Origin of the sequence: Streptomyces sp. NPDC048002 (assembly GCF_040653275.1) — a bacterium.
Lineage (GTDB): Bacteria > Actinomycetota > Actinomycetes > Streptomycetales > Streptomycetaceae > Streptomyces.
This window is the reverse complement of sequence record NZ_JBEZNL010000001.1, coordinates 38,969-59,463: the sequence shown is the minus strand read 5'-3', so window position 1 is coordinate 59,463 and position 20,495 is coordinate 38,969. Positions and strand designations below refer to the sequence as shown.

The following is a 20,495-nucleotide window of genomic DNA, read 5'->3' as shown; positions in this document are numbered from 1 at the left end:
AATGGATCCGTGCCGACCAAGAAGAAGCCCCAGGTGACCGCCGCACCCGCGCGGCGCCGTGAACTCCTGGAGACCGCCGCCGAGGTCTTCGCCGAGCAGGGCTACAACGCCACCACCGTCCGCAAGATCGCCGACCACGCGGGCATGCTCGCGGGCAGCCTCTACTACCACTTCGACTCCAAGGAGTCGATGCTGGAGGAGATCCTGCGCACCTTCCTCGACGAGCTCTGGGACGGCTACGACACCGTCCTCGAAGCCGGCCGCGGCCCGCGGGAGACCCTCGAAGCACTGGTCACCGAGTCCTTCCGGGAGATCGACCGGCACCGCGCCGCCGTCGCGATCTACCAGAAGGAGAGCAAGCAGCTGGTGGCGCAGGAACGGTTCGCGTTCCTCGCCGAGTCCCAGCTGAGGTTCGAGAAGGCGTGGCTGTCCACGCTGGAGCGCGGGGTCGCCGACCGGGTCTTCCGGGCCGACCTCGACGTCCGGCTCACCTACCGGTTCGTGCGGGACACGGTGTGGGTCGCCGCGTCCTGGTACCGGCCCGGCGGACACCACAGCCCGGAGGAGATCGCCCGGCAGTACCTGTCGATGGTGCTGGACGGGATCGCCGTACGCACATAACGCCCGTCCCGGGGAGAGGGAGTCGTCATGGCCGAGGCCTACATCGTCGAAGCGGTCCGCACGCCCGTGGGGCGGCGCGGGGGAGGGCTCGGCCGGGTCCATCCGGCCGACCTCGGCGCGCATGTGCTCAAGGAACTCGTGGCGCGCGCGGGCATCGACCCCGCGGCCGTCGACGACGTCGTCCTCGGCTGCCTGGACGCCGTCGGACCGCAGGCCGGGGACATCGCGCGGACCTGCTGGCTGGCGGCCGGACTGCCCGAGGAGGTGCCCGGCGTCACCGTCGACCGGCAGTGCGGATCCTCCCAGCAGGCCGTGCACTTCGCGGCCCAGGGCGTGCTCTCCGGCACCCAGGACCTGGTGGTCGCCGGTGGAGTGCAGAACATGTCCATGATCCCGATCGCCTTCGCCACCCGGCAGGCCGCCGAGCCGCTCGGACTGACCGAGGGCCCCTTCGCGGGCAGCGAGGGCTGGCGGGCCCGGTACGGCTCCCGGCCGGTCAACCAGTTCGCCGGCGCCGAGATGATCGCCGCGAAGTGGGGGATCACCCGCCGCGACCAGGAGGAGTTCGCGCTGCGCTCCCACGAGCGGGCCGTCCGCGCGCTCGACGAGGGCCGCTTCGACCGCGAACTCGTCGCCCTCGGCGAGGTGGTGGCCGACGAGGGCCCGCGCCGGGACACCTCACTGGAGAAGATGGCCGCCCTCAAACCGGTGATCGAGGGCGGCACCGTCACCGCCGCCTGCTCCTCGCAGGTCTCCGACGGGGCGGCGGCGATGCTGCTCGCCTCCGAGCGGGCGGTGCGCGAGCACGGGCTGACGCCCCGGGCCCGGGTGCACCACCTCTCGGTGCGCGGCGAGGACCCGATCCGCATGCTCACCGCGCCGATACCGGCCACCGCGCACGCCCTGAAGAAGACCGGCCTGACCATCGACGGGATCGACCTCGTCGAGATCAACGAGGCCTTTGCCCCGGTCGTCCTGGCCTGGCTCAAGGAGACCGGCGCCGACCCCGCCCGGGTCAACGTCAACGGCGGCGCCATCGCCCTCGGCCACCCCCTGGGCGCCACCGGCGTACGGCTGATGACGACCCTGCTGCACGAACTGGAGCGCACCGGCGGCCGGTTCGGGCTCCAGACGATGTGCGAGGGTGGCGGCCAGGCCAATGTGACGATCATCGAACGCCTGTAGACGGCCCGCCGCCCGTTGGCCGTTGACGGCGTCCGTCAGGCGGGTGGCAGCGCGCCCATGGTGTGTGCCGCCTCGGCCATGATCCGGTCCACCAGCTCCCGGCACGAGGGCAGGTCCTCGATCACCCCGGCGACCTGCCCGGACGCCATCACCCCGAGATCCGTACGGCCGTCCACCATCGACGCCTTGAGCAGCATCGGGGTGTTCGCGGCGAGCAGGACCTGGCTCCAGGTCAGCTCCTCGCCGTGCCGCAGGGCCCGGCCGTCCCGGAGCATCCCGCGCCAGGACGCCCCCGACAGCCGCCGCAGGGCCGCCGCCCGCCGCACCGCGCCGAGCAGGGACCGGGCCCGGCCGGAGCGCTCCAGGGAGTCGACCAGTTCCGTGCGGAGCATGCGGTGCGGCAGCCCGTCGACCGCCCGGGTCACGGTGACGTCCCGGACCGTCGCCGCCAGATAGCGCGCCTTGACGGCGTCCGGGACCGTCGAGTCCGAGGTCAGCAGGAAGCGGGTGCCCATCGCGACACCCGCGGCCCCGTACGCCAGCGCCGCGACCAGCCCCCGCCCGTCGAAGAAGCCGCCCGCCGCCACGACGGGGATCCGCACCGCGTCCACCACCTGCGGCAGCAGCACCGTCGTCGCCACCTCGCCGGTGTGCCCGCCGCCCTCGCCGCCCTGCACGATCACCGCGTCCGCGCCCCAGGCCGCCACCTTCTCGGCGTGCCGCCGCGCCCCGACCGTCGGGATCACCACCACGCCCGCCTCCTTCAGCGCCGCGATCAGCTCGGCGGAGGGCGCCAGCGCGAAGGAGGCGACCCGCACCCCCTCCTCGACGATCACCCGCACCCGGTCCCCGGCGTCGGCCGCGTCCGCCCGGAGATTGACCCCGAAGGGCTCCCCGGTACGGGACTTGACCTCGCGGACCGCCTCCCTCAGCCGGTCGACGGTCATGGTGGCCGAGGCCAGTACCCCGAGGGCGCCCGCGTTCGCCGCCGCCGAGACCAGCCGCGGCCCCGCCACCCAGCCCATGCCGGTCTGCACCAGCGGATGCCGCACTCCGACCAGCCGGGTCAGCGCCGTCTCCATCAGTGGTCCACCTCCCGCGCCCGGGTGTCCCGCGGATCGATCACCTCGCGGATCAGCCGCAGTTCGGCCGGGCTCGGGTCACGGGTGTACGGCACCTCGTCCGCGGCCGCCAGCGGGAAACCGGTCGCCTCGCGGACCTCCTCGACGCTCACCCCGGGGTGCAGCGAGGCCAGCCGCATCGACCCGTCGGGGGTGTCGAAGTCGAAGACACCGAGGTCGGAGACGACCCGGCCCAGACGGTGGTGACGGGCACCGGCGGCCCGGTCGTTGCCCACCCCGCACACCAGGTCGACGCGCTCCACGAAGACCCGCCGGGAGTGCCGGGGCACCCAGTAACTCGTCGGATTGTTGAGCGTGTTGACCGGCGCTCCGCGCACCCCGAGCAGCTGCCGCCGCGGCTTCTCCCACGGTCCGACGCACGCGATGTTCTGGTTGCCGAAGCGGTCGATCTGGCTCGCGCCCATCATCACGTGCCGCCGCCCCCCGGTCACCAGGTCCAGGTGGAGGCGGTAGGGCAGCCAGCCCTCCACGGAGCCGTCCGCGCCGACCAGCATCGCCTCCCCGTCGGTGAGCAGCAGCTCGGGCGCGAACGTGAGCCGGGCCAGCCGGGCGCCCACGGACGGCACCAGGCCCATGGGGCTCGCCAGGACCTCCCCGGCGCCGCGCCAGGTCTCGGCACAGGCGATCACACAGTGCTCGGCGCGGGTGACGGTCATCGCTCCTCCGGTGCGTGCGGCGGACGTGCGGCGTACTCCGCCCACGGCGTGGTCGCGTACACCCGCTGGGCTTCCTCGTCCCGGCCGTAGTCGGGTGCGCAGGAGGTGAAGTGCGCGCCGCCCGGCGCCTCGATCACCCCGGTCACGGTGTGCCGCCCGATCAGCAGCGTCTGCGGCGCCCCGGCCTTCGCCAGCTCGGCGGTGTCCACGATCCGCTCGCAGGAGACGTACGCGGCCTTCGCCGCCGCGCAGAAGAGGTCGTCGAAGTACGGGTCGGGGCCCAGGTACTGACCGTTGCCCCACCGGTCGGCGCGGTTGACGTGCACCAGGGCCGCGTCCAGCCGCAGGGCGGGCACCGCGACGAAGGTCTCGCCGTCCTCGTACGGCGAAGTCACCGTGCGCAGGCCGGGGTTGACCCGCATCACGTCCGAGCCGAGTCCCGCGCGCACCGGCAGGAACGGCATGCGGTGCGCGGCGGCGCGCAGGCCCCACAGGAACATCGCCTCGTCCAGCTCGGTCAGTTCGAGGGTGCCCCGCTCCCGGGCCGCGCGGTAGTTCGGCTCCAGGGGGATGGAGTCGAGGGTGACGAAGGGGGCCACCAGCCGGCGGATGCGTCCGGCGGCGGCCAGCATGCCGACGTCCGGCCCGCCGCAGGAGACCACGGTGAGATCGGTGATCCGAGTCCGGAGCAGTGCTCTGACCAGGGACATCGGTTTGCGGCGGGAGCCCCAGCCGCCGATGCCGAGGGTCATGCCGTCGGCCAGCCGGGAGACCGCCTCCTCGGCGGTGAGCGTCTTGTCCGTCCGGTCCGTCCGGTCCGTTCGGTTCGTCACTCGGCCACCGCCTCGCCGGTAGGTGTCCCGTCCTGCCCGAAGGTGTTCCGTACCCGGTCGCCGACGCCGCTGACGCTAGCCTCGAAGGTGAAGCCCTGCTCGAAGCGGTAGCCGCGGTGCACGTCGACCGGGTCGATGCCGTTGAGCGCCGCCTTGGCCAGGCGGAGCAGTTCCCCGTCCTTGGCGGCGATCTCGCGGGCCAACTCCAGTGCCGCCGACCGCAGTTCCTCGCGCGGCACCACGCGCCACACCGAACCGTGCCCGTGCAGCTCGGCGGCGGTGACCGTGCGGGCGGTGAAGTACAGCGTGCGCAACAGGTGCTGGGGGACCAGCCGGGCCAGGTGGGTGGCGGCGCCGAGGGCGCCCCGGTCCAGTTCGGGCAGGCCGAAGACGGCGTCCTCGCTCGCCACGATCGCGTCGGCGTTCCCGGCCAGCCCGACACCCCCGCCGAGGCAGAAGCCCTGCACGGCCGCCACCACCGGCACCTCGCACCGGTACACGGCCGAAAAGGCCTCGTAGCAGCCCCGGTTGGCCCCGATGAGGGTGTTCCCGTCGCCGTCGCGCAGCTCCTTGATGTCGACGCCCGCGTTGAAGCCCCGGCCGGCCGCCGCCAGCACCACGCACCGCACCCGCGGGTCGCGGCCGGCCGCGCGCACCGCGTCGGCCAGCGCGAACCAGCCTTCCACCGGCAGGGCGTTGACGGGCGGCCGGTCGACCGTGACCAGACGGATCCCCTTTTCCGGGGACGAGGTGGAGACACTCATGGGCGCATCAGCTACCTTCCACCTAACGTTTGTTAGGTGGAAGGTAGCAGCGGATCGCGGGGAAGGGGAGGCATCGCGATGGAGCTGAACGGGAAGCTCGCCGTCGTCACCGGCGGCACCCGAGGGGTCGGCGCCGGTATCGCGGCCGCCTTCGTCCGGGCGGGCGCCCGGGTCGTGGCCGGCGCGCGCAAACCACCCGAACTCCCTTCACCGGGAGTCGAGTTCCATCCCCTCGACGTGCGCGACCCGGCGTCCGTGGACCGCTTCCTCGCCGCCCTGCCCCGACTGGACGTCCTCGTCAACAACGCGGGCGGCACCCCCTACCGGCTGCTGACCGAGGCGGAGGCGGAGCGGCACGCACGCGTGGTGCAGCTCAACCTCGTCGCGCCCCTCACGGTCTCGCTGGCGGCCCACGGGCTCCTGCGGCGGTCCCGGGGCAACGTGCTGATGATCGGCAGCGTCAGCGGCGGCCGTCCCTCCCCGGGCTCCGCCGCGTACGGGGCGGCGAAGGCGGGGCTGGAGAGCCTCGCTCGCTCCATGGCCGCGGAGTGGGCGCCCGAGGTCCGGGTCAACACCCTCGTCGTCGGCATGGTCCGCACCGAACTGTCCCACCTGCACTACGGCGGCGGGCCCGGCCTGGCGGCCGTGGCCCGCACGGTCCCGCTCGGCCGGCTGGCGGAACCGGCCGACGTGGGCGCGGCGGCCGTCTTCCTCGCCTCGGACGCGGCCGCCTACGTCACCGGCGCGAGCCTCCAGGTGCACGGGGGCGGAGAGCGGCCCGCCTTCCTCGACGCGGCGGGCACGGCGGAGAAGGGAGCAGAGGGATGAGCGGTATCTGCGAGGGGCGGGTCGTCGCCGTCACCGGCGCGGGGCGGGGCCTCGGGCGGGCGCACGCGCTCGCCTTCGCCGCGGAGGGCGCGCGGGTCGTCGTCAACGACCTCGGCGTGGGCCTGGACGGCACACCGGACGCCGACAGTCCCGCGGCCCTGGTCGTGGCCGAGATCCGCGCGGCGGGCGGCGAGGCCGTGGCGCACGGCGGCGACATCGCGACGACCCCGGGCGCGGCCTCCCTGGTCGCCACGGCCCTGGACGCCTACGGCCGCCTCGACACCCTGGTCAACAACGCCGGGTTCCTGCGGGACCGGATGCTGGTCAACCTCGACGAGGAGGAGTGGGACGCCGTGCTCCGCGTCCACCTCAAGGGCCACTTCCTGCCGCTGAAGCACGCGGCGGCGCACTGGCGCGCCGAGGCGAAGGCGGGTCGGCTCCCGGTCGCCCGGATCGTCAACACCAGCAGTGGTGCGGGCCTGTTGGGCGCGGTGGGACAGGGCAACTACAGCGCGGCGAAGGCGGGCGTGCTGGCCCTGACCCTGGTCGCGGCCGCCGAACTCGCCCGCTACGGCGTCCAGGTCAACGCCGTCGCCCCCGCGGCCCGTACAAGGATGACGGAACGCACGTTCGCCGACCGGATGGCAGCGCCCGGGGCCGGCTTCGACGCGATGGCCCCGGAGAACGTCTCCCCCCTGGTCGTCTGGCTCGGCTCGGCGGCCGGCAGCGGCGTGACGGGTCGCGTCTTCGAGGCGGAGGGCGGCCGCATCACCGTGATGGACGGCTGGCGCAGAGGCCCCACCAGCGACAAAGCCGCCCGCTGGACCCCGACGGAAGCAGGAGAAACAGCACAAGCACTCCTGAAACAGACCCCAACCCCAGAACCGGTATACGGACAGTGACAGCCACGCCCCCAGGGGCGCGAGGAACTGCGCGACCAGCCACAACGCACCCGCACCCGCAAACCGGCCTCAGACCCACCCCACCCAGGGGCGCGGGGAACTGCGCGACCAGCCACGAACCCACCCGCACACGCCATCCATCCGCACCCCCCCCCGTGACGCGCCCTACGTGTCACACTCCAACACCGTCCGGCACAACCCGCACCGCACCCGCACCCGCCCCTTCACCGGCACCCGAATCCGCTGAAGACAGGTAGGACAGGGAAACGACACCCGCAACCGCCCCTCCCCGTCCGCGCTGAAGGAGTACGGCGCCCCCGGAGCCGACCCCTCACCCCCCTGCCGCCGTTCCCGCGCGTACCGGCGCCGCCCCGCCCACCCCGCGGCCGTCAGCGGCGGCCGCTCCCCGTCCCGGCGGGCCTCGGCCAGCCCCTTCCCGTACGCCGTGTACGCCTGCGCGCTGGTGAACCACACCGAGGGGTCCTCGCCGAAGAGCAGCGCCCGCTTGCCGAGGACGTACCCGAACTCCTCCGGCGTCAGATACCCCAGCTTCTGTGACGACGCCCCGTCCTCCCGGAACGCGTCCAGCAGCAGCCAACCGGCGCCCAGATACGTCGCCGCCGTGTCCGTGAGGATCTCGTTGTCCCGGGTACCGGGGAACGACAGGTCCAGCCGGTGCAGGTACACGTGCATGATCTCGTGCGCCAGCGCCGCCCCGATGTCCCGCCGATGCGTCCGGAACCGGTCGTTCAGCTCCACGAAGTACTCGGGCCCCGCGGCGAGTTCGACGCTCGCCGCATGGGTCATCTCGCGGAAGCTCACGATGATCCGCGCGTCCGGCAGCCCGTAGTGCCGGACCAGCTCGCGCGCCACCCGCTGGGCCCCCAGATGCAGGTCGTCCAGGTCGGAGAAGGCCACGTCGGCCGGGACCACGCTGCCGGCGAAGGTCCGCACCGTGTCGTACGACAGCCGCCTGTACAGGGCCGTGATCGCCGCCCGCACCGTCTCCAGGTGTGGGTAACCGTGCTCGACCGGTCCGCCGTTCGTCACGCCCCAACCCCCCAAGACGCCTGAACCCCAATCCACTCTACGGGGAGGTGAGGGATATTTCCCCGCTCGGGTTCCCTCCCGGGGGCGTGAGATCCGTCCTTGTCATGACCCCTCCTTGATCCTCATACTGCGGGCCGCCCAACCCCCCACGAAAGGACATGCGTTGACCCATAACCAGCCCAAGAGAAGTGCCGGCCTGACCCTGGTGAAGAGGGCCGCGGCCCTCGGCGCCGTGACTCTCGCCGTCGCCTCCCTCCAGCCCCTGAGCGCCGCCCAGGCCGCGGACACCCGCGTCGTGGGCGGATCGCCCGCGGTGGCGAACGAGTTCCCCTTCATGGTCCATCTCTCGATGGGCTGCGGCGGGGCGCTCTACAAGAAGGACATCGTGCTGACCGCCGCCCACTGCATGGACGGCTCCGGCAACAACAACCGCATCACCGTCACCGCGGGCGTCAACGACCTCAACTCCTCGGCGGCCATCAAGGTCAAGTCGACGAAGGTCAAGGTCGCCCCCGGCTACGACGGCACCGGCAAGGACTGGGCGCTCATCAAGCTCGCCAAGCCGATCGACAAGCCCACCCTGAAGCTCGCCACCACCGACCGCTACAACCGCGGCATGTTCACGATCGCGGGCTGGGGCGACACCCGGGAGGGCGCGGGCACCGGCAGCGACAAGCTGCTCAAGGCCACCGTGCCGTTCGTCGCCGACCGCGTGTGCAAGCGCCACTACGGCAACCGTCTGGTCGCCAAGGAAGAGCTCTGCGCCGGCTGGACGCGCGGCAGCGTCGACACCTGCCAGGGCGACTCCGGCGGGCCGATGTTCCGCAAGGACGACGCCGGCAAGTGGATCCAGGTCGGCATCGTCAGCTGGGGCGACGGCTGCGCCCGCGCGGGCGTGCCCGGCGTCTACACGCAGGTGAACACCTTCGCCGCCGACATAGCCCGGGCCGCGGCGGCCCTGTAGCCACCGGCCACCAGGCCACCAGGCCACCAGGCCACCAGGCCATCCGGTCACACGGGCCACCCGGCCACCACGGACCGCACGCCCCCACCGTCAGGGGAGGGCGTGCGGCCCGCTCGCACACGCCCCGGCCCCCGCGCCCCCGCTCGCGCACCTCCCGCAGCACCGGCGCCCCCGCGAGCACCGCACCCCGCGCCCGCGCCCCCGCTCGCCCCTCCCGCAGTACCCGCGCACCCGCGCACCCCGCGCCCCAGCCCCGCCCCCGCTCACACCCCCCGCAGCGCCGGCGCCCGCCCCGCCGTGCCCTCCAGTTCCAGCACCCGGACGTCGTTCGCGCCCTCGCGCAGCACCGGCCCCGGCACGTACAGCGCCCGCTGCGGGCCCGCCGACCAGTAGCGGCCCAGCGCGAACCCGTTCACCCAGACGAACCCCCGCGTCCAGCCGGGCAGTTCCAGCCGCGCGTCCCCCGCGTTCCGCACGTCCGCGACACCCCGGTACAGCCCCGGCGCGCCCGACCCGTCCAGGTCGCCGAACGGCACCGCCGACACGTCCTCCAGGGCGTCCAGCCGCAGCCCCCGCGCGCTCACGTCGTGCAGGAACTGCCGCTCGTGCAGGATCCCCCCGGTGATCCCCTTGGCCTCCCCGAGGCGCGGCCCGTAGTTGACCCGCCCGAGGGACTCCACCCACAGCTCCACGCGCGCGGGCCCGGCGACGGGCTCCTTCAGCCGCGGCTCCTCCTCGGTGAGCACCCCGGCCCGCTCCCCGTCGACGTACACCACGGCCAGGTCCCGCAGCCCGCGCGCCAGCAGCGGATACGGCTGCCGCGGCCCCGGCACGGTCACCGCGTAGCGCACCAGACCCCGGTCCACGTCCAACTCCTCGAAGGTCGGCGGCACCGGCCCGGACACCTCTTCGCCGCCGCACGCCTCCAGCACGGCCGCCAGCGGCGCCCAGGAGACCGGCACGGCCTCGCAGGGGCCGCCCAGCGCGGCGGGCGGCGCGGGCGGCTCCGGCAGCGGGCCGTCGGCGTACTCGGCGAGGACCTCACGGAACGCCCAGAACTTCGGCGTGGGCCGCCCCGCCTCGTCCACGGGCGCGTCGTAGTCGTAGGACGTCACGTCCGGCTCCAGCGGCCCGTCGTGCAGCGCGCCGCCACCCCGGTTGGCGCCCGCCCACCCGGCGAAACTCGTGCCGCCGTGCGCCATGTACAGATTGACCGACGCCCCGCACTCCAGGATCTCCCGCAGTGCCCCCGCCGCGTCCGCCGCCTCCCGCACCACGTGCTCCGCGCCCCAGTGGTCGAACCAGCCGCACCAGAACTCCATGCACATCAGCGGCCCGTCCGGCCGGTGCCGGCGCAGGACCCGGAACGCCTCCCGCGCCCCGGACCCGAAGTTCACCGTCGCCAGCACCCCCGGCACCGAACCCCCGGTGAGCATGTGGTCCTCCGGGCCGTCCGAGGTGAACAGCGGCACCGTCACCCCCAGCTCCCGCAGCAGCCCCGCCAGCCAGGACAGATACCGGGCGTCCGACCCGTAACTGCCGTACTCGTTCTCCACCTGCACCATGACCACCGGCCCGCCCCGGTCCGCCTGCCGGGCCACCACCTGGGGCAGCAGCCGGCCGAACCAGTCCGCCACCGGCCGCAGGAACCGCTCGTCACGGGTGCGCGCGTGCCCCGGCACCCAGTGCGGCAGCCCGCCGTTCTCCCACTCGGCGCAGATGTACGGGCCCGGCCGCACGACCGCCCACAGCCCCGCCGCCCGGACCGCGTCCAGGAACCGGCCGAGCGCCTCCACGTCCCGGAAGCCGCCGGGCCGCGGCTCGTGCAGGTTCCAGGGCACGTACGTCTCCACGCAGTTCAGGCCCATCGCCCGCAGCATGCCGAGCCGGTGCCCCCACTGCTCCTCGTGCACCCGGAAGTAGTGCAGCGCCCCGGACAGCAGCCGCACCGGGCGACCGTCCAGCAGGAAATCCTCGTCCCCGACCGTGAACTCGCTCATGCCGCCACCCTCACCCCTGGCGGCGGCCCGGTCCATGGACAAAGATCGACGCTGCTTGGACCGAAGCGCACCGCAGGCCACCGGAGAGGAGCGGCGCCGATGTACCGGACCTGGATGCGGTTCCTCACCCCCGGCCCCGCCCACCACCGGCTCGGCCTGGTCTGCCTCGGCGTCGGCCTCCAGCACGGCGCCCTGCCCACCGTCGGCCCCCGCACCCTCGACCACCACGTCGCCGTCGTCATCAGCGCCGGCCGCGGCTGGTACCGCGGCCCCGACGGCCGCCGCACGACCGTCACCGCGCCCGCCGTGCTCTGGCTCACCCCCGGCGTCCCGCACCACTACGGCCCCGACCCCGACACCGGCTGGGACGAGGGCTTCGTCGACTTCACCGGCCCCGCCACCGCCACCTACACCGAACTCGGCTGCATCGCACCCGACCACCCCGTCGCCCCGCTCGCCGACGCCGCCGGGCCGCGCGCCGTCGTCGCCCGCATCGCGCGCGCCGCCCGCCGCGACAACCCGCTGCTGGAGATCGAGACCTCGGCCGCCGTCCACGAACTCCTCGTCGCCCTGCGCCGCGCCCGCGCCGACCTCACCCCCGACGGCGACCAGCTCCTCAAGGCCCTCGCCCGCGACGCCTGCACCCCGATGACCGTCGCCGACCACGCCGCCCGGCACGGCCTGACCCCCGCCGAACTGCGGGCCGCCGTCCGCCGCGGCGCCGGGTGCAGCCCCAAGGACTACCTGCTCGGTATCCGGCTCGGCCGCGCCAAGGAACTCCTCGCCGCCACCGAACTGCCCGTCGCGGCCGTCGCCCGCCGCGTCGGATACGACGATCCGGCCTACTTCTCCCGGCTGTTCACCCGCCGTACCGGGATGCCACCCGTCCGCTTCCGCGCCCAGCAGGCCCGCACCGTCCCCGGCGGCTGGACCGACCACGTACCGGACCCGGCCGAACCACCGATGATCGAACCCGACCGCGCACCGTAGGCTTCACGCCCATGACCACCAGCAACACCACGAACGACGACGTCGACCCCGCCGTCCGCGCGGAGCTCGCGCGGCTGCGCGACAGCATCGACAACATCGACGCGGCCGTCGTCCACATGCTCGCCGAACGCTTCAAATGCACCCAGCAGGTCGGACACCTCAAGGCCGCCCACCAGCTGCCGCCCGCCGACCCGGCCCGCGAATCCAGCCAGATCGCCCGGCTGCGCACCCTCGCCGAGAACGCCAAGCTCGACCCGGCCTTCGCGGAGAAGTTCCTGAACTTCATCATCGCCGAGGTCATCAGACACCACGAGAGCATCGCCGAGGACACCCTCAACGACCCCGCGCCCACGGCCAACTGACGCCCCCCGTCCCTCCCCGCGCGTGACACGGCACGCCCCGACGGGGCATGCTGCGCTGTGCACTCCTTGTCAGCCGGCGGGCACAGCCCGTCAGCGTCACGGACCCGAGCAGGTCACGCCATGCGGGAGGGACGTCACGCCATGCCGTCGGATGCCAGGATCCTCATCGTCGACGACCACCAGGACACGCTGTACGCCCTGGAGAGCGCACTCGCCCCCCTCGGCTACCGGCTCAGCCGCGCCACCACCGGCGACGAGGCCCTCAAGCAGGTCCTGCGCGGCCAGGTCGGCCTTCTGCTCCTCGACGTCCGCATGCCCGGCGTCAGCGGCCTGGAAGTGGTGCGCTACATGCGCCGCCTGGAACAGACCCAGCACATTCCGGTCATTCTCCTGACCGGCTTCGGCCCGGACCAGGAACTCACCTCCGCCGCCTTCGGCCTCGGCGTCGCCGACCTCGTGACGCAACCCGTCGACCCCGGGGTGTTACGCACCAAGGTCCGCCACCTCTACGACACCCACCTCCGCCACCGCGCCCTGGAGACGGAGGTCCGCGAACTGCGCGCCCTGCTCGACGGCCGCGACGACCCCGGCCGGCCCGCCGCACCCCGCGTCGACGCCCGCGTACCCCCGCAACGCGACACCGCCGCCCGCCGGGCGCAGGACAGGACATAGACCGCATACCGGTCCGCCTCTGTGCCTCACCGACGCCATCAGGCAGCATGTCCTGCATGTCCGTACTGATGCGCGACGAAGCGCAGACCCGTGCCCAGCTCCTCGACGTCCGCCGGTACACGATCGAACTCGATCTGACCACCGGCGACGAGACCTTCGACTCCGTCACCGTCATCCGCTTCGCCACCCGCGCGGACGCGGACACCTTCGTCGAGGTCAAGCCCGCGGAACTGCGCTCGGTCACGCTCGACGGACAACCCCTCGACCCCGAATCCCTCGACGGCAACCGGCTCCCGCTGAAGAACCTCACCGCCGGCGAGCACGAACTGCGCGTCGACGCCGCCATGCGCTACTCCCGCACCGGCGAGGGCATGCACCGCTTCACCGACCCCAGCGACGGCGAGACCTACGTCTACACCCAGCTGTTCATGAACGACGTCCAGCGCGTCTTCGCCGCCTTCGACCAGCCCGACCTCAAGTCCGTCTTCGAGCTGACCGTCAAGGCCCCCGAGGGCTGGACCGTCCTCGCCAACGGCGTCACCGAACACACCGACGGCCTCTGGAAGGCCGCGGCCACCCCCCTGATCTCCACCTACCTCGTCGCCGTCGCCGCCGGCCCCTGGCACTCCGTCACCACCCGGCACCGCGGACTGCCCTTCGGCCTCCACTGCCGCGCCTCCCTCGCGCCCTACCTCGACACCGACGCCGACGAACTGTTCGAGATCACCAAGCAGTGCTACGACCGCTACCACGAGAAGTTCGACGAGCCCTACCCCTTCGACTCCTACGACCAGGCCTTCGTCCCCGAGTTCAACGCCGGCGCCATGGAGAACCCCGGACTGGTCACCTTCCGCGACGAGTTCGTCTACCGCTCCGCCGTCACCGACACCGAACGCCAGACCCGCGCCATGGTCATCGCCCACGAGATGGCCCACATGTGGTTCGGCGACCTCGTCACCCTCGCCTGGTGGGACGACATCTGGCTCAACGAGTCCTTCGCCGAGTACATGGGCTACCAGACCCTCACCGAGGCGACCCGCTTCACCGACACCTGGACCGACTTCGGCGTCGTCCGCAAGGGCTGGGGCTACGACGCCGACCAGCGTCCCTCCACCCACCCCGTCGCCCCCGACGCCGTCGACGACACCGCCTCCGCCCTCCTCAACTTCGACGGCATCTCCTACGCCAAGGGCGCCTCCGCACTGCGCCAACTCGTCGCCTGGCTCGGCGAGAAGGACTTCCTGGCCGGCATCAACACCCACTTCGAACGCCACCGGTTCGCCAACGCCACCCTCGCCGACTTCATCGAATCCCTCGCCGCGCACACCGACCGCGACGTCCACGCCTGGGCCGACGCCTGGCTGCGCACCACCGGCGTCGACACCCTCACCCCCACCGTCACCCGCGGCACCGACGGCACCCACACCCTCCGGGTCGAGCACACCGGCAGCCGCCCCCACCGCATCGCCGTCGGCCTCTACGACCTCGACGTCGCCGACGAGGGCCGCCACCTCGCCCTGCGCGAACGCCTCGACCTCGACGTCCCGCAGGCCGAACCGCAGCCCATCGGCAAGCGCCCCACCCTGCTCCTCCTCAACGACGGCGACCTCACCTACGCCAAGGTCCGCTTCGACGCCCACTCCTTCGACGGCGTCAGCACCGCCCTGTCCGGACTGCCCGAGCCGCTGAGCCGCGCCGTCGTCTGGAACGCCCTCCGCGACGCCGTCCGCGACGGCGAACTCCCCGCCACCGCCTACCTGGAGACCGCCCGCACCCACCTCCCGCGCGAAACCGACCTCGCCCTCGTCCAGGGCGTCCTCGGCTTCGCCTCCACCCAGGTCGCCGACCGCTACCTCACCCCCGAGCAGCGCCCCGCCGCCCTCGCGACCCTCTCCGCCCTGTGCCGCGACCTCATCCGCCGCACCGAGGACGGCGACCACCCCGGCCTGCGGCTCATCGCCGTACGCCACTACATCGACGTCGCCGGCCACCCCGAACCCATCGCCGGCTGGCTCTCCGACGGCACCGTCCCCGGCGGCCCCGAACTCGACCCCGACCTGCGCTGGCGCATCCTGTCCCGGCTCGCCGTCCTCGGCGAGACCGACGAGGCCGCCATCGCCGCCGAACTCGCGAGCGACCCCAGCGCCACCGGCCAGGAGGGCGCCGCCCGCTGCCGCGCCGCCCTGCCCGACCCCGAGTCCAAGGCCCGCGCCTGGGACGCCATGTTCAACGGCGACAGCCTCTCCAACTACCTCCTCACCGCCACCGCCCAGGGCTTCTGGCAACCCGAACAGGCCGAACTCCTCCAGCCGTACGTGGCCCGCTTCTACGAGGACGCCGTCGCCGTCGCCGACCGGCGCGGCCCCGCCATCGCCGACGTCCTCGGCCGCTGGGCGTTCCCCGTCCACGCCGTCGACCCCGAGACCCTCCGCCTGGGCGAGGCCACCCTGAAGAACGGCGACCTGATTCCGGCGCTGCGCCGCAAACTCGTCGACCAACTGGACGACCTCGGACGCGCGTTGCGCGTGCGCCAGGCGTAACCACCGGGACGGACGGGGGCGGACAGGGGGGCGGACGGAGGCCGTGGTGCCTCCGTCCGCCCCCTTCCGACAGGATTCCCCGCGCGAAAGTACCCCCTTTCGGGTTCCGCTCACCGGGCTTTTCGGACACAGCACTGCAACGGCGTACAAGCTGGACCGCATGAGCACGCCGCCTCTCGCCTCGGGTCCCCAAGGCCCGCACGCCCTCGGGCCGTTGCTCGACACCGTCCTCACCGCCCTCGGCGACGGCACCCGCGCCCGCGGCGGCCCCCTGCCCCGGGGCGGCCCGGACGCCGTCGCCGCCCGCCTGCGCGACGCCCTCGGCGACCTCCTCCCCGAGCAGGGCGACCCGACCGCCCTCTACACCCTCGTCCGAGCCGTCACCGAAGGCTCCGCCGACCCCGCCGACCCACTCTGCGCCGCCCACCTGCACTGCCCGCCCCTGGCCGTCGCCACCGCCGCCGACCTCGCCGCGAGCACCCTCAACCCCTCCCTCGACTCCTGGGACCAGGCCCCGGCCGCCTCGGAACTCGAAGCCCTCCTCGCCCGCGAACTCGCCGCCCTGACCTTCACCGAAGGACGCGCGGCCACCGCCCACGACGGCACCGGGGGACCACGCGACGCCTTCGTCACCACCGGCGGCACCGGGGGAGCACCCGACGCACTCGTCACCACCGGCGGCACCGAGTCCAACCAACTCGCCCTCCTCCTCGCCCGCGAGGCACACCCCGGCGTACGCCTCGTCCACGGCGCCAACGCCCACCACTCCCTGCCCAGAGCGGCCTGGCTCCTCGGCCTCCCCGACCCCGTCACCGTCCCCGCACCCGCCGGCACCCTCGACCCCGCCGCCCTCGACGAAGCACTCACCCGGCTGCCCGGCCCCCACCTCGTCGCCGCCACCGCGGGCACCACCGACGCCGGCCTCATCGACCCCCTGCCCGAGATCGCCGCCCTCTGCGCCCGCCACCACGCCCGCCTGCACATCGACGCGGCCTACGGCGGCGGCCTCCTCTTCAGCGACCGCCGCCGCCACCTCCTCACCGGCCTGGCCGCCGCCGCGACCGTCACCCTCGACCTGCACAAACTGGGCTGGCAGCCCGTCGCCGCCGGACTCCTCGCCGTCCGCGACCCCGACGACCTCCACGCCCTGCACCAGCACGCCGACTACCTCAACGCCGACGACGACACCGACGCCGGCCTCCCCGACCTCCTCGCCCGCTCCCCACGCACCACCCGCCGCCCCGACATCCTCAAGATCGCCGCCACCGTCGCGACCCTCGGCCGCCAGGGCCTCGGAGACCTCGTCGACCAGGTCTGCGACCGCGCCACCGACCTCGCCGACCTCATCGAGGCACACCCCCGCCTCGAACTCCACGACCGCTCCACCCTCAGCACGGTCCTCTTCCGCCCCGCCACCGCCACCGACGCCACCGTCGCCGCCCTGCGCCGCCACCTCCTCACCGACGGACAGGCCGTCCTCGGCCGCGCCCGCCTCGACGGCCGGCTCTGGCTCAAGGCCACCCTCCTCAACCCCCGCACCGCACCGGGCGACCTCACCACCCTGCTCGGACTCGTGGAAGGAACCACCCCCCGATGAGCCCCACCCCCGAAACCCCCCGCGACCTGGTCGGCATCGGCATCGGCCCGTTCAACCTCTCCTTCGCCGCCCTCGCCCACCCCCTCGGCGAACTCGACACCGTCTTCTACGACCAGCGCCCCGCCTTCGACTGGCACCCCGGCCTGCTCATCGACGGCACCACCGTCCAAGTCCCCTTCCTCGCCGACCTCGTCACCCTCGCCGACCCCACCAGCCCCTGGTCCTTCCTCAACTACCTCAGAGCCCGCGACCGCCTCTTCCCCTTCTACTTCGCCGAGCACTTCCACATCCAGCGCGCCGAATACGACGCCTACTGCCGCTGGGTCTCGCAGAACCTGCCCGCACTCCACTTCGGCCACCAGGTCGACGCCGTCCGCTTCAACCCCGAACGCGACGTCTTCGAAGTCGACTTCACCCAGCTCGACGCCGACGGAGAAGCCGAAGCCCTCGGCCGCACCCTCACCCGCAACATCGTCCTCGGCATCGGCACCGAGCCCTACGTCCCCGACCCGCTCAAACCCCTCGTCGACGCCCCCGGCGTCCCCGTCCACCACGCCGCCGACTACCTCGACCACCGCGCCGAACTCCTCACCGCCGGACACATCACCGTCGTCGGATCAGGACAGTCCGGAGCCGAGATCTTCCTCGACCTGCTGCGCGCCCGCCCCGCCGGCCGGGAACGCCTCACCTGGATCGGCCGCACCGAGGCGTTCGCGCCCATGGAGTACTCCAAGCTCGGCCTCGAACACTTCACCCCCGACTACACCCGCTACTTCCACGCCCTCGCCGAACCCGTCCGCGACCGGCTCGCCACCACCCAGTGGCAGCTCCACAAAGGCATCGGCGCCGACACCCTCGCCGCCATCCACGACGAGCTCTACCGCCGCACCCTGCACGGCGGCTGGCCCGACACCGTCCTCACCCCCGGCGTCCGCGTCCGCACCGCCGGCCGCATCGCCAACACCCGCGTCGAACTCCACCTCGAACACCTCGAACAGAACACCCGCGACCGGCTCACCACCGACGCCGTCGTCCTCGCCACCGGCTACCGCGAACGCCCCCTGGACCGCCTCCTCACCGGACTCGACCCCTACCTCCGCCGCGACAGCCGCGACCGCCCCCGCGTCGACGCGCAGTTCCGTCTCGACCTCGACCCCGCCGTCACCGGCGCCGGCTGCCACATCCACGTCCAGAACGCCGAACGCCACACCCACGGCGTGGGCGCCCCCGACCTCGGCCTCGCCGCCTGGCGCAGCGCCACCATCCTCAACTCCCTGACCGGCACGGAGCCCTACCCCCTGCCCGCCCGCACCGCCTTCACCAGCTTCGGCCTGGAAACACGACAGCCCCAGATCCCGTCCGCGCGCCGCCCTAAGACACTGACACCGCTGCTGGACGGGATCTGAGGCTCCCGAAAGCCCTACACCCCGGACCGGACTAGAACACCGGCGTACCGTCCCGCGTCAGCCTCCAGTCCACCGAAGCGAACTCCGCCGGGTCCAGCACACCCTTCGCCGTCACCCACTCGGCGATCCGGGTACGGATCTCCGTCGACTCCGACCACAGCTCCTGCGCCGACGCCACGTGCGGGAACGCGCCACCACCGTTGGCCCGGTAGTTGTTCACCGCGAACACGAACCGCTGCGCGTCGTCCAGCGCCACCCCGCCATAGGTCAGGTTCCTGATCCGCGAACCCGCCGGCTGCGCGATGTCGATGTCGTACGACAGACCCGACACGTAGTCGTAGTTGTAGTCCGGGCGGCCGGCCGCGTTGGTCAGCTTCTCCACGTCCACGGCCGCACCCGCCGCCGTCTGCGCGAAGTACTCCGCCGAATACTCCAGGTACGCCTTGACCTGCGCACCCGTCATCAACTTCGCGACCAGCGTGTTGTCGTACACGTACAGGCTCGACAGATCCCGGATGGTCACCTCGCCCGCCGGGATCTCCGAGGTCCGCGAGAACGGGGACGCCTGCGCGATCACCGGCAGCGCCGCGTACTCGGTGCTCGCCAGCGCCGCCCTGACCACGTCCTCCTGGACCTTGGTGATCAGGTCGATGATCGGCGCGTCCTTGTACCGGGCCTCCACCGTCGTCAGCGTCTCGGTGGCGGTACCGACGACCTGGTTGACGTACGCCACGACCTTCTCGTGCTCGTCGTCCAGCATCCTGGTGATCCTCGGGTCGTCCGCGACCGTCTTGGAGTCACGCACCGACGCCGCCACCGACTCCACCGTCCAGCGGCCCTTGGCGAAGACCAGCTCGATGTCGAACAGCGACAGCCGCTGCGCGTAGCAGAGCGGCTCCGACAGGACGACCGTCTTCCCCGTCTTCTCGTTCGTCACCTTCAACTCGACGATCTCCGTGTGCGCGTGGCCCACCAGGATCGCGTCGATCCCCGGCACCTGCTGCGCCACCAGCGCCGCCGAGTTCTCGACGTACGGCAGCTGGTCACCGTAGGAGGAGGTGCCCGAGGAACCCGAGTGCGCCGAGACCACCACCACGTCCGCGCCCATCGACCGCAGCTTCGGCACCCACTTCGCCGCCTGCTCCTCCAGCCCCGGGAACGTCAACTTGCCCTGGACGTAGGCCTTGTCCCAGATCGCGATACCCGGGTTGGTCAGACCCAGGACGGCGACCTTGACCGGCGGGGCGCCCTTCACATGGAACTTCTTCATGAAGTACGGCGGGAAGGCCGGCTTGAGCGTCTTCGCGTCCAGCGCGTTCGCACCCAGCAGCGGGAAGTCGCACTGGTCCTCGAACTTGCGCAGCGTCTCGATGCCGTAGTTGAACTCGTGGTTGCCGAGCGCCACCGCGTCGTACCCGATCGCGTTCATCGCCTGCGCCATCGGGTGCACCGGACCGCCCTTGGCGGTGATCGGCTCGACCTTGGCGTAGTAGTACGTCAGGGGCGTGCCCTGGATCGTGTCACCGGCGTCCAGGAGCAGCGTGTTCTCACGCCCCTTCTCCTTGCGGACCTGCGCCACCAGGGTGGCGATCCGGGCCAGGCCCTTGGCGTTGCCCTTGGTGTCGGTGTACTCGGCGTCCTTGAAGTAGTCCCAGTTGAAGACGTTGCCGTGCAGGTCGGTCGTGCCCATCACCGTCAGGGAGTACCGCTTGGCGGGCTTGGGGCCCTTCTTCGTCTCCGCGGCCTCCGCCGCCGGAGCCGCCGCGCCGGTCAGCGCCACTCCCGCTCCGGTCACGGCCGACTTCTTCAGGAACTTCCGACGGTTCAGGGGCATGTCTCGGTTCTCCTCGGGCTGGTTCGCGACGCGCGTAGATCCTGGATCGACTAGGACCGACGCGCGTAGATTCTGACCCGGACACGGCAACCGGCAACAGGTCCGGCAGGTTTCGATCCGATGACCGACCCTGTGAATCAACACCCCGT

At 72.7% G+C, this 20,495-nt stretch carries 18 protein-coding genes; 11 read left to right on the top strand and 7 right to left on the bottom strand.

Annotated features, from left to right (window positions below; genetic code table 11):
* The first annotated feature begins 9 nt into the window (after window positions 1-9).
* Together AB0E07_RS00265 and AB0E07_RS00260 are read left to right on the top strand one after the other, a co-directional pair.
* Window positions 10-621 (top strand): TetR/AcrR family transcriptional regulator, encoded by a 612-nt coding sequence (locus tag AB0E07_RS00265; protein ID WP_362244711.1) that lies wholly within the window; start codon window positions 10-12, stop codon window positions 619-621.
* Window positions 622-648: 27 nt separating this feature from the next.
* A complete protein-coding gene (locus AB0E07_RS00260; protein ID WP_362244709.1) occupies window positions 649-1,806 on the top strand; it encodes an acetyl-CoA C-acetyltransferase in 1,158 nt (385 codons plus the stop codon).
* Between the two features lie 35 nt (window positions 1,807-1,841).
* Here AB0E07_RS00260 and AB0E07_RS00255 read toward each other — a convergent pair whose 3' ends face one another.
* From AB0E07_RS00255 to AB0E07_RS00240, 4 genes are read right to left on the bottom strand one after another with little or no spacing between them, the layout of a single operon-like run.
* Window positions 1,842-2,888: a nitronate monooxygenase gene (locus AB0E07_RS00255; protein ID WP_362244707.1), complete on the bottom strand. Its 1,047-nt coding sequence runs from the start codon at window positions 2,886-2,888 to the stop codon at window positions 1,842-1,844.
* Window positions 2,888-3,604: a CoA-transferase gene (locus tag AB0E07_RS00250; RefSeq protein ID WP_362244705.1), complete on the bottom strand. Its 717-nt coding sequence runs from the start codon at window positions 3,602-3,604 to the stop codon at window positions 2,888-2,890. The genes AB0E07_RS00255 and AB0E07_RS00250 overlap by 1 nt, the downstream gene beginning before the upstream one ends.
* Complete coding sequence (locus tag AB0E07_RS00245) at window positions 3,601-4,437, bottom strand: CoA-transferase (protein WP_362244703.1); 837 nt, start codon at window positions 4,435-4,437, stop codon at window positions 3,601-3,603. The genes AB0E07_RS00250 and AB0E07_RS00245 overlap by 4 nt, the downstream gene beginning before the upstream one ends.
* A complete protein-coding gene (locus tag AB0E07_RS00240) occupies window positions 4,434-5,201 on the bottom strand; it encodes an enoyl-CoA hydratase family protein (RefSeq protein WP_362244701.1) in 768 nt (255 codons plus the stop codon). Before AB0E07_RS00240 ends, AB0E07_RS00245 begins: the two co-directional genes overlap by 4 nt.
* A 78-nt stretch (window positions 5,202-5,279) precedes the next feature.
* Here AB0E07_RS00240 and AB0E07_RS00235 point away from each other — a divergent pair, with 78 nt between their 5' ends.
* Window positions 5,280-6,029, top strand: coding sequence for an SDR family oxidoreductase (locus AB0E07_RS00235; protein WP_362244699.1), 750 nt, complete (start codon window positions 5,280-5,282; stop codon window positions 6,027-6,029).
* Window positions 6,026-6,931, top strand: coding sequence for an SDR family oxidoreductase (locus AB0E07_RS00230; protein ID WP_362244697.1), 906 nt, complete (start codon window positions 6,026-6,028; stop codon window positions 6,929-6,931). The genes AB0E07_RS00235 and AB0E07_RS00230 overlap by 4 nt, the downstream gene beginning before the upstream one ends.
* Window positions 6,932-7,096: 165 nt before the next feature.
* On the opposite strand, the gene AB0E07_RS00225 is transcribed toward AB0E07_RS00230, so the two are convergent.
* Entirely contained in the window at window positions 7,097-7,981 is an 885-nt protein-coding gene (locus AB0E07_RS00225; protein WP_362244695.1) for a hypothetical protein, read from the bottom strand.
* A gap of 163 nt (window positions 7,982-8,144) precedes the next feature.
* Here AB0E07_RS00225 and AB0E07_RS00220 point away from each other — a divergent pair, with 163 nt between their 5' ends.
* Window positions 8,145-8,945, top strand: coding sequence for a serine protease (locus tag AB0E07_RS00220; RefSeq protein WP_362244693.1), 801 nt, complete (start codon window positions 8,145-8,147; stop codon window positions 8,943-8,945).
* 263 nt (window positions 8,946-9,208) lie between these two features.
* Here the strand turns inward: AB0E07_RS00220 and AB0E07_RS00215 are convergent, their stop codons facing one another.
* Window positions 9,209-10,945 (bottom strand): beta-galactosidase family protein, encoded by a 1,737-nt coding sequence (locus AB0E07_RS00215; RefSeq protein ID WP_362244691.1) that lies wholly within the window; start codon window positions 10,943-10,945, stop codon window positions 9,209-9,211.
* Window positions 10,946-11,044: 99 nt separating this feature from the next.
* Here AB0E07_RS00215 and AB0E07_RS00210 point away from each other — a divergent pair, with 99 nt between their 5' ends.
* The 6 genes from AB0E07_RS00210 (at window position 11,045) to AB0E07_RS00185 (ending at window position 18,512) form a co-directional block, all read left to right on the top strand.
* A complete protein-coding gene (locus AB0E07_RS00210) occupies window positions 11,045-11,935 on the top strand; it encodes an AraC family transcriptional regulator (protein WP_362244689.1) in 891 nt (296 codons plus the stop codon).
* Window positions 11,936-11,946: 11 nt separating this feature from the next.
* A complete protein-coding gene (locus tag AB0E07_RS00205) occupies window positions 11,947-12,297 on the top strand; it encodes a chorismate mutase (protein ID WP_362244687.1) in 351 nt (116 codons plus the stop codon).
* A 141-nt stretch (window positions 12,298-12,438) separates the two neighbouring features.
* Window positions 12,439-12,969, top strand: coding sequence for a response regulator (locus AB0E07_RS00200; RefSeq protein ID WP_362245718.1), 531 nt, complete (start codon window positions 12,439-12,441; stop codon window positions 12,967-12,969).
* A gap of 56 nt (window positions 12,970-13,025) precedes the next feature.
* Window positions 13,026-15,509 (top strand): aminopeptidase N, encoded by a 2,484-nt coding sequence (gene pepN / locus AB0E07_RS00195; RefSeq protein ID WP_362244685.1) that lies wholly within the window; start codon window positions 13,026-13,028, stop codon window positions 15,507-15,509.
* A gap of 160 nt (window positions 15,510-15,669) precedes the next feature.
* Entirely contained in the window at window positions 15,670-17,106 is a 1,437-nt protein-coding gene (locus tag AB0E07_RS00190; protein ID WP_362244683.1) for an aminotransferase class V-fold PLP-dependent enzyme, read from the top strand.
* Window positions 17,103-18,512 carry a SidA/IucD/PvdA family monooxygenase gene (locus AB0E07_RS00185; protein ID WP_362244681.1) on the top strand — a complete coding sequence of 470 codons (1,410 nt, stop codon included), beginning with the start codon at window positions 17,103-17,105 and terminating at the stop codon, window positions 18,510-18,512. The genes AB0E07_RS00190 and AB0E07_RS00185 overlap by 4 nt, the downstream gene beginning before the upstream one ends.
* Before the next feature lie 31 nt (window positions 18,513-18,543).
* Here AB0E07_RS00185 and AB0E07_RS00180 read toward each other — a convergent pair whose 3' ends face one another.
* Complete coding sequence (locus AB0E07_RS00180) at window positions 18,544-20,346, bottom strand: 5'-nucleotidase C-terminal domain-containing protein (RefSeq protein ID WP_362244679.1); 1,803 nt, start codon at window positions 20,344-20,346, stop codon at window positions 18,544-18,546.
* Window positions 20,347-20,495 lie beyond the last annotated feature (149 nt).